This window comes from Bradyrhizobium sp. USDA 4449, assembly GCF_054056275.1.
Genome location: NZ_JBSRYD010000001.1, coordinates 5,914,590 through 5,929,874, shown reverse-complemented (window position 1 = coordinate 5,929,874; position 15,285 = coordinate 5,914,590). Strand labels below are relative to the sequence as shown.

At 65.2% G+C, this 15,285-nt stretch carries 10 protein-coding genes; 5 read left to right on the top strand and 5 right to left on the bottom strand.

The genetic code is table 11. The features are described from left to right. Positions 1-15: 15 nt before the first annotated feature. Together ACVIIW_RS27665 and ACVIIW_RS27660 are read left to right on the top strand one after the other, a co-directional pair. Positions 16-786 (top strand): DUF502 domain-containing protein, encoded by a 771-nt coding sequence (locus tag ACVIIW_RS27665; RefSeq protein WP_456703634.1) that lies wholly within the window; start codon positions 16-18, stop codon positions 784-786. Positions 787-893: 107 nt separating this feature from the next. Continuing rightward, complete coding sequence (locus ACVIIW_RS27660; protein ID WP_456703633.1) at positions 894-1,760, top strand: DUF1932 domain-containing protein; 867 nt, start codon at positions 894-896, stop codon at positions 1,758-1,760. Positions 1,761-1,793: 33 nt separating this feature from the next. Here ACVIIW_RS27660 and ACVIIW_RS27655 read toward each other — a convergent pair whose 3' ends face one another. Then, the gene (locus ACVIIW_RS27655) at positions 1,794-3,464 is read right to left on the bottom strand and encodes a sensor histidine kinase (protein ID WP_456703632.1); all 1,671 of its coding nucleotides are present in this window, start codon (positions 3,462-3,464) and stop codon (positions 1,794-1,796) included. 132 nt (positions 3,465-3,596) lie between these two features. Further along, entirely contained in the window at positions 3,597-5,705 is a 2,109-nt protein-coding gene (gene recG, locus ACVIIW_RS27650) for an ATP-dependent DNA helicase RecG (protein WP_456703631.1), read from the bottom strand. A gap of 185 nt (positions 5,706-5,890) precedes the next feature. Here recG and ACVIIW_RS27645 point away from each other — a divergent pair, with 185 nt between their 5' ends. The 3 genes from ACVIIW_RS27645 (at position 5,891) to ACVIIW_RS27635 (ending at position 10,536) form a co-directional block, all read left to right on the top strand. After that, positions 5,891-6,181, top strand: a complete 291-nt coding sequence (locus ACVIIW_RS27645; RefSeq protein ID WP_456703630.1) for an FAD assembly factor SdhE — start codon at positions 5,891-5,893, stop codon at positions 6,179-6,181. Then, the gene (mfd, locus tag ACVIIW_RS27640; RefSeq protein WP_456703629.1) at positions 6,178-9,696 is read left to right on the top strand and encodes a transcription-repair coupling factor; all 3,519 of its coding nucleotides are present in this window, start codon (positions 6,178-6,180) and stop codon (positions 9,694-9,696) included. Before ACVIIW_RS27645 ends, mfd begins: the two co-directional genes overlap by 4 nt. A gap of 411 nt (positions 9,697-10,107) precedes the next feature. Then, positions 10,108-10,536, top strand: a complete 429-nt coding sequence (locus tag ACVIIW_RS27635; protein ID WP_456703628.1) for a helix-turn-helix domain-containing protein — start codon at positions 10,108-10,110, stop codon at positions 10,534-10,536. 35 nt (positions 10,537-10,571) lie between these two features. On the opposite strand, the gene ACVIIW_RS27630 is transcribed toward ACVIIW_RS27635, so the two are convergent. The 3 genes from ACVIIW_RS27630 to ACVIIW_RS27620 form a co-directional block, all read right to left on the bottom strand. Further along, on the bottom strand, positions 10,572-11,795 hold the full coding sequence (locus ACVIIW_RS27630) for a GGDEF domain-containing protein (RefSeq protein WP_456703627.1): 1,224 nt from the start codon (positions 11,793-11,795) through the stop codon (positions 10,572-10,574). Positions 11,796-11,881: 86 nt separating this feature from the next. Continuing rightward, positions 11,882-13,384 carry an AMP-binding protein gene (locus ACVIIW_RS27625; RefSeq protein WP_456703626.1) on the bottom strand — a complete coding sequence of 501 codons (1,503 nt, stop codon included), beginning with the start codon at positions 13,382-13,384 and terminating at the stop codon, positions 11,882-11,884. A gap of 4 nt (positions 13,385-13,388) precedes the next feature. Further along, entirely contained in the window at positions 13,389-15,248 is a 1,860-nt protein-coding gene (locus ACVIIW_RS27620) for an extracellular solute-binding protein (protein ID WP_456703625.1), read from the bottom strand. Between the last annotated feature and the right edge of the window lie 37 nt (positions 15,249-15,285).

The following is a 15,285-nucleotide window of genomic DNA, read 5'->3' as shown; positions in this document are numbered from 1 at the left end:
CGACCTGGAACCCGAATGACCCCCCGCGACGACGCGCCTGCGCCGCTTGATCCCGCCCCGGAGCCGCATACCGGCCTGATGGGCCGCTTCCGGAATTATTTCCTGACCGGACTGATCGTCACCGGTCCGATCGCGATCACCCTGTACTTGGTCTGGTGGTTCGTCACCTGGGTCGATGGCGTGGTGCGGCCATTCGTGCCGCTGGCCTATCGTCCCGAAACCTATCTTCCTTACGGCGTTCCCGGCTGGGGACTGATTGTCGCATTCTTCACGCTGACCTTGGTCGGCTTTCTTGCCGCGAACCTGATCGGCCGTACCCTGGTGGATGTCGGCGAGACCTTCCTTGGCCGGATCCCGGCCGTGCGCGCGATCTATCGCGGTCTGAAGCAGGTGTTCGAGACGCTGTTCTCGGGCAAGGGCTCGAGCTTTCGCAAAGTCGGCCTCGTCGAGTTTCCCTCGCCCGGCATGTGGTCGATCGTGCTGATCTCGCAATCGCCGAGCGAGGACATTGCGCGCAGCCTGCCCGGGCAGGAGCAACATGTCTCGGTATTTCTGCCGTGCTCGCCGAACCCGACCACCGGATTCTTCTTCTACGTGCCCAGGAGCAAGATCATCGAGGTCGACCTCAGCGCCGAGGACGCGGCAACGCTGATCATGTCGGCCGGCGTCGTGCAGCCTGGCTCGGCGCCCGACCCGAAAAAGGCCGCCGCGCTTGCGGGCATGGCCAACGCCGCGCGCATTGCCAACGCCTCCACACTTCGGCCGGAGCCTGCGAAGGCGGAGTAGGGCTATTCCCATGCGGGATGGCCGGGGGTCACGCAGGCGTTCGTGTCCTCTGCTATTGTTCCGGTCGAACTGAGCGCAGCGCGCGGAATTCGAACCGGAGTGCCTCGATGTCCAAGTCGTCAAAGACCATTGCGATCCTCGCGCCCGGTGCCATGGGCAGCGCGGTGGCCCGCCGCCTGAGCGAGAGCGGCGCGCGCGTGCTGACGTCGTTGGAGGGGCGAAGCGAGGCGACGTTGAAGCGGGCTGCGGATGCCGGCATGGTCGACGCCGGGGACGATGCGATCGCGGACGCCGACATCATCCTCTCAATCGTGCCGCCGGGCGAGGCGGTGGCGCTCGCCGAGCGGCTTGCCGCGCTCATCGTCAAGCGCGCGAAGAAGCCTGTCGTGGTCGACTGCAACGCCGTCAACGTCGAAACGGTGAAGCGCATCGAGCAGATCATCGGCTCGGCGCAGGCGCCGTTCGTCGACGGCGGGATCATCGGCTTCCCGCCGCAGCCGGGCGGCAAGAGCCCGGCGTTCTATTTGTCCGGTGGGCATGCCAGGGACGTTGTCGTGCTGAAGGATCTCGGGCTCGACATCCGCGTCGTCGAAGGCCCGGTCGGTGCGGCCTCCGCGCTCAAGATGTCCTATGCCGGGATCGTCAAGGGTCTTGCCGGGATTGGCTCGGCCATGGTCGTGGCAGCAACCAAAGCAGGCGCCGCGGACGCGCTCCGCGACGAACTCGCGCTGAGCCAGCCCGCCATCCTGGCGCGGCTCGAGGTCGCGCTGCCCGACATGATCCCGAAGGCCTATCGCTGGGTCGCGGAGATGCGCGAGATCTCCGGCTTTCTCGGACCGGATCATCCCGCGAGCCGGATCTACGAGGGCTTCGCCAAATGGTTCGAGCATCTGGCCGGGGACGCGAAGGGCGAGGCGGTCGATGCCGCGCTGCTGAAGGCGTTTGCGGCATCTGTTGCGCAGAAGAAAACCTAGCCGTCGTGCTCTCCGCCGTGAGCGGAAGGCCAATCAGCTCGCTTCCATCAGCGTCAGATCCTGGTCGGCTCGGTCGGTCGACCAGAACTGCATCACGCAACGAAGTCCGCCGGGATTGAAATCCAGGCTCACCGACCAGCCGGCTTCGCCGGCAAACATCCCGCTGATCATCTTCGTTCCGAAGCCGCGACGCGTGGGCTTGCGGACCAGCGGGCCCTCTCGCTCGGCCCAGCACAAGCGAACGAGGCCCTTCTCGTCGACCGTCCAGGATATTTGCAGCTTCCCCGACGGGACGGAGAACGCGCCATATTTCGCGGCATTCGTGCTGAGCTCCTGGAGCGCGGCTGAGATTGCCAGAGCGAGCTTGGGCGGCAACAGGATATCTGGACCATCGATCTCGAGACGTTCGGGACCCGCGTAGGGGGCCAGCGTCTGCTTGATGACAGACACCAGGCTCACGCCAACCCAGTTGTTTTCAGTGAGGAGATTGTAGGCGTGCGAAAGCGCCAGAAGCCGACCTTCGAATGCGGCTGCGTATTCGTTGAGATCATTTGAGCTTGCACGGGACAGGCGGGCGATCGACTGGACGGTCCCGAGCGTGTTCTTCACCCGGTGATTGATCTCGTCCAGCAGCGCCTTCTGCTGCTTCAAGGCGCCGGCGAGTTCGCTTCCGACTTGATGCAGGACCTTCTTCATCCGGTTGACTTCGCTGATCGTGCCCAGCTTTGGCGCCAGGGCACCCGAGCGCAAACCGGCGACATATCGTTCGAGATCGGCGAATTCCGCCAGGAAGCGGCGAGACAGCAATCGCGCCAGCGCCAATCCCAGCGCGAACGTTAGAAGAGTCAGCGCAACGATCCACTCGGCTGTCCGATGCAGCGGGCCATCGATGACCTCGCGAGGAACGGCAAGATTGATCGACCAACCGCTTTGATTGGATCGCAACATGGATGTGTAGGTCGGAACGCCCGTCCGCGACACGGCTTTGACCCACCAGGCGGAAGGTTGGCCGAGATGTGCCATCACCTCCGGGATGGTTTGCCGGCCTACCAGGTCGTCGCCATCGACCAAGGGACGCCGTGCCAGCAGAATTCCGTTGGCATCGGCGATGCTGCCGACCATCCCGGCGGAGACGTATTCGTCCATCAACGAGGACAGATATTTCGTCGATAGTCCGATGTTGAGCGCGTAACGGATGTCGCCGCCGATGCGGACCGGAACGGCGATGGTGACGATCGGCTGACCATCGACCACGGCGCGCTGAAGTCCGGACACCTGTGGTTGGCCCGTTTCGATCGCCCGGCGCTCGACGTCGAATGCGACGCGCTTCGGCAGGCGTGCATCGAGCTCAAGACGCGTGTTGACGACCTGCTGGCCATCTGGCGCGTAGAGGACAATGGCCACCCCGCCGATCAGCTTCACCGCCTCGATGGCGTGCTCTCTGAATTCCGCGAAATTCTGCCGCGAGAGCGAAGGGGAGAGAGCAAGGACCTGCAGATCCTCGATGATGTTCGCCACCCGAAGCTCCGCCGCATTCCGCATGAGGCGAAGCCTGTCTTCATAATCGGCCTTCGTGAGCTGGGAGGATTCCGCCACGAAATGATAGGCGAGAAACGCCGCGCAGGCCGCGACGGGAATTGCGGTGATGAGCGCGAGCAGCAACAGATAGGTTGAAACTGGCCAGGTCCGAAGGGATCGCCTCATCCATCTTGCCGTTCGACGCCGCAAGACACGCACGCTCATCCCCCAGGCCATGCTTGCCTCGACTGGCTGGCAGCTAGCAACTACGGTTTGTTGGAACCAGCGGAAGGAACTTTTGTTCCAAACTTTTGATCCTCAACCCGCCCCGATCAGCGGAATCGCCTCGTCCCGCTCATAAAGATACAGCAGGCAGCGTAGCGCTTCGCCGCGCTCGCCTTTCAGCTTCGGATCATCTTTCAGGATGCGCAGCGCCTCGTCACGAGCCTGGGTGATGAGCTGACCGTGGACCTCCGACCGCGCGATGCGGTAGCCGGGCAGGCCGCTCTGGCGGATGCCGAGCACATCGCCTTCGCCGCGCAGCTTCAGATCTTCCTCCGCGATGCGAAAACCGTCTGTGGTCTCCCGGATCACCTTCAGCCGCGCCTTCGACATTTCGCCGAGCGGCTCGCTGTAGAGCAAAATGCAGGTCGAAGCCTCCGTGCCGCGTCCGATGCGGCCGCGGAGCTGGTGCAGCTGGGCAAGGCCAAAACGCTCGGCGTTCTCGATCACCATGATGGTGGCGGCCGGCACGTCAACGCCGACCTCGACCACTGTCGTCGCGACCAGAAGCCCGATCTCGTGGGCCGCGAACTGGCCCATGACGCGATCTTTCTCGGAGCCCTTCATCTGGCCGTGAACGAGGCCGACGCGGTCGCCGAAGCGCTTTTGCAGGCTCTCGAAACGTTTCGTCGCGTTGGTGAGATGCTCGGTGCCTTCGGCCTCGGATTCCTCGACCAGCGGGCAGATCCAGTACACCAGCTTGCCTGATGCGAGTGCACGGCCGACCCCGTCCATGACCTCACCGAGCCGGCTCATCGCGACGGCACGGGTGTCGATCGGCTGGCGGCCTGCCGGCTTTTCTCGGAGCTCGGAGATGTCCATGTCGCCGAAATAAGTCAGCACCAGCGTGCGCGGGATCGGTGTGGCGCTCAGCACCAGCACGTCGACCGCGTCGCCCTTCGAGGTCAGCGCCAGCCGCTCGCGCACGCCAAAGCGGTGCTGCTCGTCGACGATGGCAAGCGCGAGGTCGTGGAAGATCACATCGTCCTGGATCAGCGCATGGGTGCCGACGAGCAGATCGATCTCGCCGGCTTCGAGCTGCGCCAACAGCTCGCGCCGCTCCTTGCCCTTTTCCCGGCCTGTGAGGATCGCGACCCGCAGGCCGGCGCGCTCGGCGAGCGGAGCAATGGTCTTGATGTGCTGGCGCGCCAGGATTTCGGTGGGGGCCATCAGCGCGGCTTGCTTGCCGACCTCGGCCACCGCCGCAGCCGCGAGCAGCGCCACCACGGTCTTGCCGGAGCCGACGTCGCCCTGAAGCAGGCGGAGCATGCGCACCGGCTGCTTCAGGTCGTCGGCGATGGCCGCCGTGGCGTTGCGCTGGGAGGGCGTCAACGCATAAGGCAGCGCATCGATGATCTCGTTGCGCAGATGACCGTCACCGGCATTGCGCACGCCGGCGGGACGGCGCAGCTGGGCGCGGATCAAAGCGAGCGCGAGCTGTCCGGCGAGCAGCTCGTCGAAGGCGAGGCGGGACCAGTAGCGTTGGTCGGGCAGGATATCCGTGAGCTCGACCGGCTGATGCACGCGCTGGAACGCTTCCGTGACAGGCGGGAAATCGCAGCGGCGCAGCACCTCCGGACTGATCCATTCCGGCAAGGCCGGCAGCTTCTGCAACGCCTGCGCGACCGCGCGGCGGAGCGAGCCGAGTGCGAGACCCTCGGTGAGGGGATAGACGGGATCAATCCCTGAGAGCTTTGAGATCGCCTCCTCGTCGAGGACGCGGTCGGGATGCACGATCTGCGGGATGCCGTCATACATTTGCAATGTGCCGGAGACGAAGCGCTTCTCGCCTGTTGGCAGCAGCTTCTCGACATAGCCGGGCTTGGCGCGGAAGAACGTCAGCACGACGTCGCCGGTCTCGTCGCTGGCATAGACCAGATACGGTGCGCGTGAATTGCGCGGTGGAGGCGGGCGGTGGCGGTCGACGACGACCTCCAGCGTCACCATGGTTCCCTGGACCGCGTCGCGGATTTTCGGGCGCGCCCGGCGGTCGATGACCTGGCTCGGCAGATGCAGCAGGAGGTCCACCAGCCGCGGCGTCTCGCTCCGGCTGAGCAGATATTGCAGCAGCTTGTCCTGCTTCGGACCGACGCCGGGCAGGCTGGTCACGGGAGCAAACAGCGGATTGAGCAGGCTAGGGCGCATGGGAGCGAATCTAGGATCGTTTCGGCCCGTCATGCCCGGCTTTATGCCGGGCATCCACGTCTTTTTTCGAAACGCCCCGCACGGGTGCGGCCATGCCAAATCGAGGGCTGACACGCAGGGTCCGAGTGGCTATATCACCCCGGCCCGGCACGTCCGGGCTTTCGGCGTTTGACTGGATTTGAGACATGACGGGAACGACACGATCGAGCAACGGGCTGGACGACCGCCGCAAGCGGCTTCTGTTCCGCTGCTGGCACCGCGGCACGCGCGAGATGGATTTGATCCTCGGCCGCTTTGCCGACGCCGAGATCGGTAACCTGTCGGATGCGGAGCTGACCGAGCTCGAGACCCTGCTCGATGTCAATGATCCCGATCTCTACGCGGCCATCACGGGTGACAAGCTGCTGCCAGCCGACGTCACCGGTGCGCTGTTTACCCGGATCAAGGCCTATCCGATCGCGGACGACAGCGTATGAAGCAGGGCATGAAATCTCCGGCCGAGCTGCTGACGCCCGGCCGCGCGCTGACGCTTGCCAATGTCGCGGAGGGCGCCGAAGGCCTCGTCGTCTCCGATCTCGCGCGCGCCATTGCGGCCCGGCCGAAGAAGCCGGCCGTCAGTCTTGCGGTGGTCTGCCGCGACGGCGCGCGGATGCAGCAGCTCGAACGCGCCCTGCAATTCTTTGCACCTGATCTGCCGGTGCTGACCTTTCCGGCTTGGGACTGCCAGCCCTACGACCGCGTCTCGCCGCATGGCGGCATTTTGGCGCAACGCCTGACCACGCTGGCGCGACTGGCCGCGCTCACCGGCAGCGACAAGCCGCTGATCGTACTGACCACCGTGAACGCCGCCGTGCAGCGCGTGCCCGCGCGCGAGCTGGTCGCAGCGCAGGCGCTGTCGGTCGCGCCCGGCAATGTCGTGCCGATGGACACCGTCGTCGCCTGGCTGGAGCACAACGGCTACAACCGTTCCTCCACCGTACGCGAGCCCGGCGAATACGCCGTGCGCGGCGGCATCCTCGACCTGTTTCCGGCCGGCCTCGAGCAGCCCGTCCGCTTCGACTTCTTCGGCGACAGCCTGGAATCGATCCGCTCCTTCGATGCCGAGACCCAGCGCACGCTGCTCGACATGCGCTCGCTGGATCTGGTGCCGATTTCCGAATTCCAGCTCGTCACCGACACGATCAGGCGCTTCCGTATGGGCTATGTCGCCGAGTTCGGCGCACCCGAGCGCGATGATGCGCTCTACGAGGCGGTCAGCGAGGGCCGTCGCCACCCCGGCATGGAGCACTGGCTGCCGCTGTTCCAGGACCGGATGGACACGCTGTTCGACTATCTGCAGGGTGCGGCCGTTGCGATCGAGCCGCAGGCCGAGGACGCCGTCCGCGAGCGCTTCAAGCAGATCCAGGACTATTACGAAGCCCGCCGCGACGCGATGGAGCATCCGGGCGGCGGTGCCATCTACAAGCCGCTGCCGCCCGATCGGCTCTATCTGACCGACGAAGAGTGGACCAGACGCGAACGCGACATGCCCCTGATCCGGCTGACGGCGTTCTCGGTGCCGAGCGACGGCACCAGCGTGGTCGATGCCGGCGCTCGCAAGGGCCGCGATTTTGCGCCTGAACGTAACGACAGCACCGTCAACGTGTTTGAGTCCGTCGTCAGCCACGTCATGGCGTTGCAGGCCCAACGCAAGAAGGTGGTGATCGCGCTCTGGAGCGAAGGCTCGCGCGACCGCATGACCTCGATGCTGCGCGACCACAAGCTGGCTCACACCACCAGCGTCAACAGCTGGCGCACGGTGCAGGCGACCCCGCGCAACGAGACCATGCTCGCGGTGCTTGGGCTCGAGAGCGGCTTCGAGACCGACGAGATCGCTGTCATCAGCGAGCAGGACATTCTCGGCGACCGCCTGGTGCGTCCGCGCAAGGCCAGCCGCAAGCTCGACAATTTCATCTCGGAGGTGACGAGCCTCACTGCCGGCGACATCGTCGTTCACGTCGATCACGGCATCGGCCGCTTCATTGGCTTGCAAACGCTCGACGTCGCCGGCGCGCCGCATGATTGTCTCGAGCTGCATTATGCCGCCGAAACAAAACTGTTTCTGCCGGTCGAGAACATCGAGCTGCTGTCGCGCTACGGCTCCGACCAGACCACGGTCGAGCTCGATCGTCTGGGCGGTTCCGGCTGGCAGACGCGAAAAGCAAAACTCAACAACCGCATCCGCGAGATCGCGGGCGAGCTGATCAAGATCGCCGCCGCGCGCCATTTGCACGAAGCGCCCAAGCTGCCGGTGCAGCAGGGCCTGTACGACGAGTTCTGCGCGCGGTTCCCCTATGACGAGACCGAGGACCAGCTGGGCGCCATCGAGTCCACCCTGAAGGACCTCGAGCTCGGCCGTCCCATGGATCGGCTGATCTGCGGCGACGTCGGATTCGGCAAGACCGAGGTTGCGCTCCGGGCAGCGTTCGCCGTTGCGCTCGAAGGCAAGCAGGTTGCGGTCGTGGTGCCGACCACGCTTCTGGCGCGCCAGCACGCCAAAACGTTCACCGAGCGCTTCAAGGGCTTTCCTGTCAACGTGGCGCAGGCCTCGCGCCTGATCGCGACCAAGGAGCTGAACCAGGTCAAGAAGGGCATTGCCGACGGTTCCGTCGACATCGTCGTCGGCACCCACGCGCTGCTCGGCAAGGCGATCAAGTTCCGCGACCTCGGCCTCGTCATCGTCGACGAAGAGCAGCATTTCGGCGTCACGCACAAGGAGCGGCTGAAGGCGTTGCGTTCCGAGGTGCACGTGCTGACGCTGTCGGCAACGCCGATCCCGCGCACGCTGCAATTGGCGCTCACGGGCGTCCGCGAACTCTCGATCATCGCCTCGCCCCCGGTCGACCGTCTCGCCGTCCGCACCTTCGTCGCCCCGCATGATCCGCTGATGATCCGTGAGGCGCTGCTGCGCGAGCGCTATCGCGGTGGTCAGGCGTTCTACGTGGTGCCGCGCATCGACGATCTCGCCGAGGTCAAGGACTTCCTCGACAAGAACGTGCCGGAGATGAAAGTCGCGGTCGCGCACGGGCAGATGCCGCCCGCCGTGATCGAGGATATCATGACCGCGTTCTACGACGGCAAGTTCGACATCCTGCTGTCGACCACGATCGTGGAATCCGGACTGGATATCCCCAACGCCAACACGCTGATCGTGCACCGTGCCGACATGTTCGGCCTTGCACAGCTTTACCAGCTCCGCGGCCGTGTCGGCCGTTCCAAGCTGCGGGCATATGCGCTGTTCACGCTCCCGGCGCAGCAGAAGATCACGGCGCAGGCCGAGCGCCGGCTCACCGTGCTGCAATCGCTGGAGACGCTGGGCGCCGGCTTCCAGCTCGCCTCGCACGACCTCGATATCCGCGGCGCCGGCAATCTGCTTGGCGAGGAGCAATCCGGTCACATCAAGGAGGTTGGATTCGAACTCTATCAATCGATGCTCGAGGAGGCGATCGTCAACCTCAAGGCCGGTGTTTCGGAGCCCGCCGCCGACCGCTGGTCGCCGACGATCACCATCGGCATGCCAGTGCTCATTCCGGAGGATTATGTCGGCGATCTCTCGGTGCGGCTGTCGCTGTATCGGCGTCTCGCCGATCTCGACAGCGAGGAGGAAATCGAGAATTTTGGCGCCGAGATGCGCGATCGTTTCGGCGTGCTGCCGGACGAAGTCCGCTATCTCTTCAAGGTCGCCGCGATCAAGGCGTTTTGCCGCCAGGCCAATGTCGAGAAGATCGATGCCGGCCCGAAGGGCGCCGTTATCACCTTCCGCGACAATTCCTTCGCCTATCCCGATCGCCTGGTGTCGTTCATCAAGAGCCACGGCCAGGCCGCCAAGGTGCGGCCCGACATGAAGGTGGTGTTCCTGCAGGACTGGGAGACGCCGGAAGAGCGCCTCGCCGGCACCACCGAGATCATGCGGCAATTGGCGCAGCTCGCGAAGAGCAAGAAGGCGGCGTAGCCCCGTGGTATTCCCAGAAGGCGGCGCAGCACGATATCGCTGCGCCGCGCTTCACTCTGTCGGGTTTCTCCTGGCAGCTCCGGCGCGCGCTTCCGCTTCGGCGACCAAAGCGAAATCCAATGGGCGCGCTTAAGGGGCGGATATTGTCTTTGGTGGCTTGCGAGCGGATGGCTAGGACGCTGCGCGCGATGCGATCCGTTGATCACCTCTCCAGAAGAACGATGACCAATATTGCGACCGGCACCAAGCCGAGGCTGACCACGCCAATTGTAAAAAGCCGCTCGTTCTCGAAGGCTTGTCTCAGATTTCGATGCATCGTCATGTGTCTCGCACGCCAACATGGCTATGCTTTGCAACCACAGCATGCTCCGCGTAAACACGCCTTCGCAAGCAAAAATTGAGGTGGCGAAAATGGCCAGTGAAACGATAGCAGATTCAGATGCGGCATTGGCCAAGCGGCACAAGCAATCAGCGATCATCGGCCGCCTGACCGTTGCGGGATTCGTCGCGATGCGCAGCGGCTATCCTCGCAAGCACATCGGTGCGGTGTTTGAAGAGCTTCTGGTCTGCCTGGCCATTCGTGTCGCCGACGATCTCGGCGCGCCACCGCTGAACGCGTCGGAGCTGTCCAAGCGACTAGGCCTGCCGCGGTCGAACGTCCGTCGCTGCCTCGACGCCCTGGTCGGCGAAGGCGTCATCCGGAAAGAGGGAGAGCATGGCTACAGGGGCGAGATGGATTGGCTGACATCTCGTATCGACGCCGACTATTTTCTGAAGATCCGTGACGCGATCATTTGCGCAGCCGACGAACTGAAGGCGCTTGAGGCGAATATCACCTGAGACCGGGGGCTCGTGAGCGGGCCGCCTTCGTCGAATTACGACGCTGCCCGTGACGCATCCGCCGACAGCCGGGCCAACAACGACCGTGCCGTATCGGACGGCGACAGCGAATCCACCGAGACCACGGGATCACTGCGCATCTCGTGCTTGCCGTTCGAGGTGTGCTTCATGACCGCCGAGAGGCGGCGGGCGATCATGTGTGCCGTGCGGAAGTCGGTCTCGGCGAACACCACGATCACCGAGCCGTCCTTCTGCGCCGCGCCAAAGTCCATCTGCCGCATCAGGCGGCTGAGGATGCGCGCGGCATCGAGTTGCGCGCGGGGATTGCCGGGATCGAAGGCGAAACGCGCCACCGACAGGCCGCCGCCGCGGGCGAGAGTCTCCTCCACGGCCTTTGAAAAGTCGCGGGCGAAGGCTTCCACCGTCAAGAGACCGCTGCGCGGATCGAGCCAGCCGCCGGCGTCGATCGAGCGCAGCGTGCGGCCGAGTTGCACCTCCATCGCGTGCTGGCGAATGAGCGGCAACGCATTGGCGGCGACCTTGGCGGGCTCGCCCGCGATCAGCTCGAGATTGGGCAGATCGTAGCTCCGGGTCAGCTGGTGCGCCGTAACCACCACGGGCAGATTGCGGAAGCGCGTGTCCTCCGCGAGCACCGTGAGGAAGGCATCAATGACGCGCGGGGTGAAACCGTCGGACAGCACGACGCCGTCGATGTCACGGGTGTTGAGGTGCTTTGCCGCGGCTTCGATCGAGAGCGCGCCGACGACGCCGGTGCGTTCGCCAAGCGCGACCGAGAGCGCAGGGTAGGCGGCGCCACGGCCGATCAGGAGCACGATGCCATCGCGCACCGGGTCGGTTTCCGGCAGCGCGACTTTCGTCTCCGGCAGGCGGCGCAGCACCGTGGCGTGCAGCGTGCGCACGCGGATCGCCGCGCGCAGGCGTGCGATCAGGCGTTCGGCGGTGTTGCCGCGCGTGGAGAATGGCAGCGCGTTGTAAGGCAGCGACCCGTGTGCATCGAGCGCGACCAGCGGAAGATAAAGCGGCTGACCGGCGATTGTCTTCGCCAGCAGCGGCATATGGGGTTCGTGCCCGCCGTACATCGCGGCGAGGACGGCGGCCGGCTGCACCTGCTCGACGGCACGCGCGGCGCTGGCCCAATCGCTATCGACGACCGGAAAAAGACGTGCATCGTCCAGCGCCGCAATGAAGGCGGGGCGCTCGGCATCGGACACAAACAGAATGGGGCCTGTCTGGGACATCAAAAAGACTCTGATCACGCAATCGATGCCGCGCAATCTAGTCCGGCCGCCTTAATGCAGCGTCAATGTATGAGGCGAAACTGCGCCTAGACCGACCCGGAACGGTCGCGAAAAGCCTCGACCATCAGGGGGTTAAGCCCGAGTTCGCTGAGCGCCTCGCGGGCGCGGGCATTGTCCTGGGCCCGGCCCGCCAGGCGATGACCGGAGAGGCGGTCGGGCAGGGCGGTGAGCAGCGCGCCCTGGCCGAGGCGGCGGGCCCATTCCTGGAGGTCGTTGGAGAGGAAGCGGTAGCCGCCGACGGCCATAATGCCTGATGGCGGCGCGGTAATGCAGATCGCGCCGCTGGCGCGGTCGATCCGCGCGGCATAGCCAGTGTCGACATAATCGCGCGGCGGTTGTGCGGTCAGCGTCTCGCCGACCGGCTGCGGCGGCGCATAGGCCGCGATCGGTATCATGGGGCCGCGAAGGCCGAGCGTGCCCTTCGGCGTCAGCAGGATCTCGCCTGCGATCGAGGACCCCGACTGCTCGCGCGGAGCGCCGTGCGGGCCGGGCATGACGGTGACAGGCATGCCGTCCTCGCCACGCCTTGCGCCGAACAGGCCGGCCTCGCCGAACAGATAGACATCCGTGAGCGGCGCATGCGGTGCGATCCAGGCTTCGCTTGCCGCCACCTGCTCCGGCGCGCGCCAGAGCCCGAGGACGTTGCGCAAGGTCGGCATCCGCGCGGCGAGCCCGGAATCGCCAAGCCGCAGCGCGAGCTGCGCCGGCGCGATCAGCACGTCGCATTCGTGCTCGTTGATCTGCTGCTCCAGCACCTCGCTGTCGAACGGATGATGCAGCGCCAGCGCGCCGCCGCAGAGCAGCCAAACCGCGAGCGAGGACGCGAGGCCCGCGAACGACATCGGCGTGAAGGCCGACATCACGGTTGCGCCCTGCTGGATGTCGGCTTCCAGCGACATCGCGAGCCCTCCCGCGATCAGGCTGAAATGCGGCCGCGGCACCGGGCGAAAGCCCTCCGCCGTGACGTCGAAGGAGATCATCGCCGCCTTGCGGCCGTCCTGAATCACGGCGCGCGTGGTGCCGGGTGGCCGCGCCAGCACGTCGTCGAGCGAGGCCATGCCTTCGGGCAGTTCAGCCCCGAAGCCGAAGACGTGGCGGATCGAGAAGGCTTCGGCGGCTGCATGCATCGCAAGATCGGCATAGCTGACGCCGTCGAGCTTGCTCATGGTGACGATGGCGCGCGCCGCGGTGCGGTTGAGCGCGGCCGCAAGTTCCGCCTGCCGCCACAGCAGCGGCAACACGGCAACCACGAGACCGGCGCGATGGGCGGCGAGCACCGTCAGCACGAATTCGACCGTCGCGGGCAGCTGGATCGCGATCACCGAATTGGCGGGCAGGCCCGATTCGACGAAATGCGCCGACAGCGCCTCGATGGCGGTGTCGGCTTCGGCATAGGTCAGCCGTCGTGGCTGATGTCCGGTGATGCGGAATTTGTTGAGGGGATCGAGTAGGGCGGGCGCGTGCGGTTGCCGCATCAGGGTCCGCTGGAACAGCGTGTCGAGCGTCGGCGATACGGCTGGCTGGTTCACGGCGTCACTTCGCTGGACTGGCTTGAGGCTCACGCTTCGCCCACCAGGTCTCCGGCAGATAGCCCGAAAGCGCGGTGGTCGATGGTCGTTCTATCCGATTCCAGTGCGCGATCCATTGCTCGGATACGTTAAACAGGGGGATTGTGTAGAAGCCGGCGATCAGGGCACGGTCGAGCGCCCGTACCGCCGAGACAAAGTCCGTATGATCGCGGGCCTCCAGCAGCGCCTTGATCATGGCATCGACCGCGGGGTCCTTGGCGCCCATGTAGTTGCGGGTGCCCGGACTGTCCGCGGCTGCGCTGCCCCAGTAGAAATATTGCTCGTTACCGGGCGACAGCGACTGGTCCCAGCGGTTCTCGATCATATCGAACTCGTAGGCCAGCCGGCGCTGATCGAACTGCACGGGATCGACGGCGCGCACGCTTGCCTCGATGCCGGCGCGCTTGAGGTCACGCTGGAACGCGAGCGCGATGCGCTCCTGGTCTCGGGTCATCACCAGCATCTCGAAGATGAACGGCGCCTTGGTCGCGCGGTTGCGCAGCACCGTGCCGTCGAGATCGTAACCGGCGTCGGACAGCAGTTTCAGCGCTGCGCGCAACGTGGTGCGGTCGCGCCCCGAGCCGTCGGTGACGGGAAGGCGGTAGCTGCCATCCATGATGTCCGCAGGGATCTGCGCGGTAAAGGGTTTGAGCAGCTCACGCTCGCGTGCATCCGCAGGGCGTGCATAGGCCGAGAGGTCGGAGCCCGCGAAATAGCCGGCGACGCGTGAGTAGAGCGAGAAGAAATAGCTGCGGTTGACCAGCTCGAAATCGAACAACAACGTCAGCGCCTGGCGCACGCGGATGTCGGCGAATACGGGACGTCTCGTGTTGAACACCAGGAATTCGGAGGGCTGCGGTACGCCTGGCTTGATGATGTCGCGGATTACGTCGCCGTTCTTGGCGGCCGGGAAATCGTAACCGTCGTGCCAGCGCAGCGGCTCGTTCTCGACGCGGAAATCATAGAGGCCGCGCTTGAACGCTTCGAACTGGCCGTTGGCCTCGCGATAATAGTCGAGCCGGACCTCGTCGAAATTGAAGAGGCCGCGATTGACCGGTAGATCGCGGCCCCAATAATCGGGATTGCGCGTCAGTGTCACGCTGGCGCCGGGCTTCACCGCCGTGACGCGGTACGGGCCCGAGGCGATCGGGCCTGACAGCGTCGTCTCCTCGAAGGTCGCGACGTCAACCGCGTGCTTCGGCAGGATCGGCATCAGGCCGAGGATCAGAGGCAATTCGCGGTCATCGGCGCCGGTGAGGTCGAAACGGACAGTGAGGGGATCGCTCGCCTCGGCCCTGGCGACCTTGGCGTAATATTGCCTGAGATTGGGGCGGCCGTGGTCGCGCAGGAGCCGCCAGGAGAACAGCACGTCCTCTGCCATTACCTGCTTGCCGTCCGAGAAGCGGGCGCGGGGATCGATGTGGAAGGTGACGTAGCTCCGCTCGTCATTGGTCTCGACGGATTTGGCGAGCAGGCCGTAGAGCGTGAACGGCTCGTCCTGGCCGCGCGTCAGAAGACTCTCGACCACGTAGCTGCGGATCGGCTGGACCGCCAATCCCTTCACGATGAACGGATTGAGGCTGTCGAAGGTGCCGAGAATGCCCCAGGTCAGACGGCCGCCCTTGGGGGCATCGGGATTGGCGTAGGGCATGTGGGTGAAATCGGCCGGCAATGCCGGCTTGCCGTGCATGGCGATCGCATGCGCTTCCTCGGCCCTCGCCGCGTTCGCTGACGGGGTCGCGGCGAGGGCCTGTATCGCAAGGACCAAAACAAGGCTGCAGAGACGGGCGCCGGAGCCCTTGCGCAGGCGCTGGAACATGAACATTCGTACACGTTGATTCGAGAACCGCCGGACCTGAATC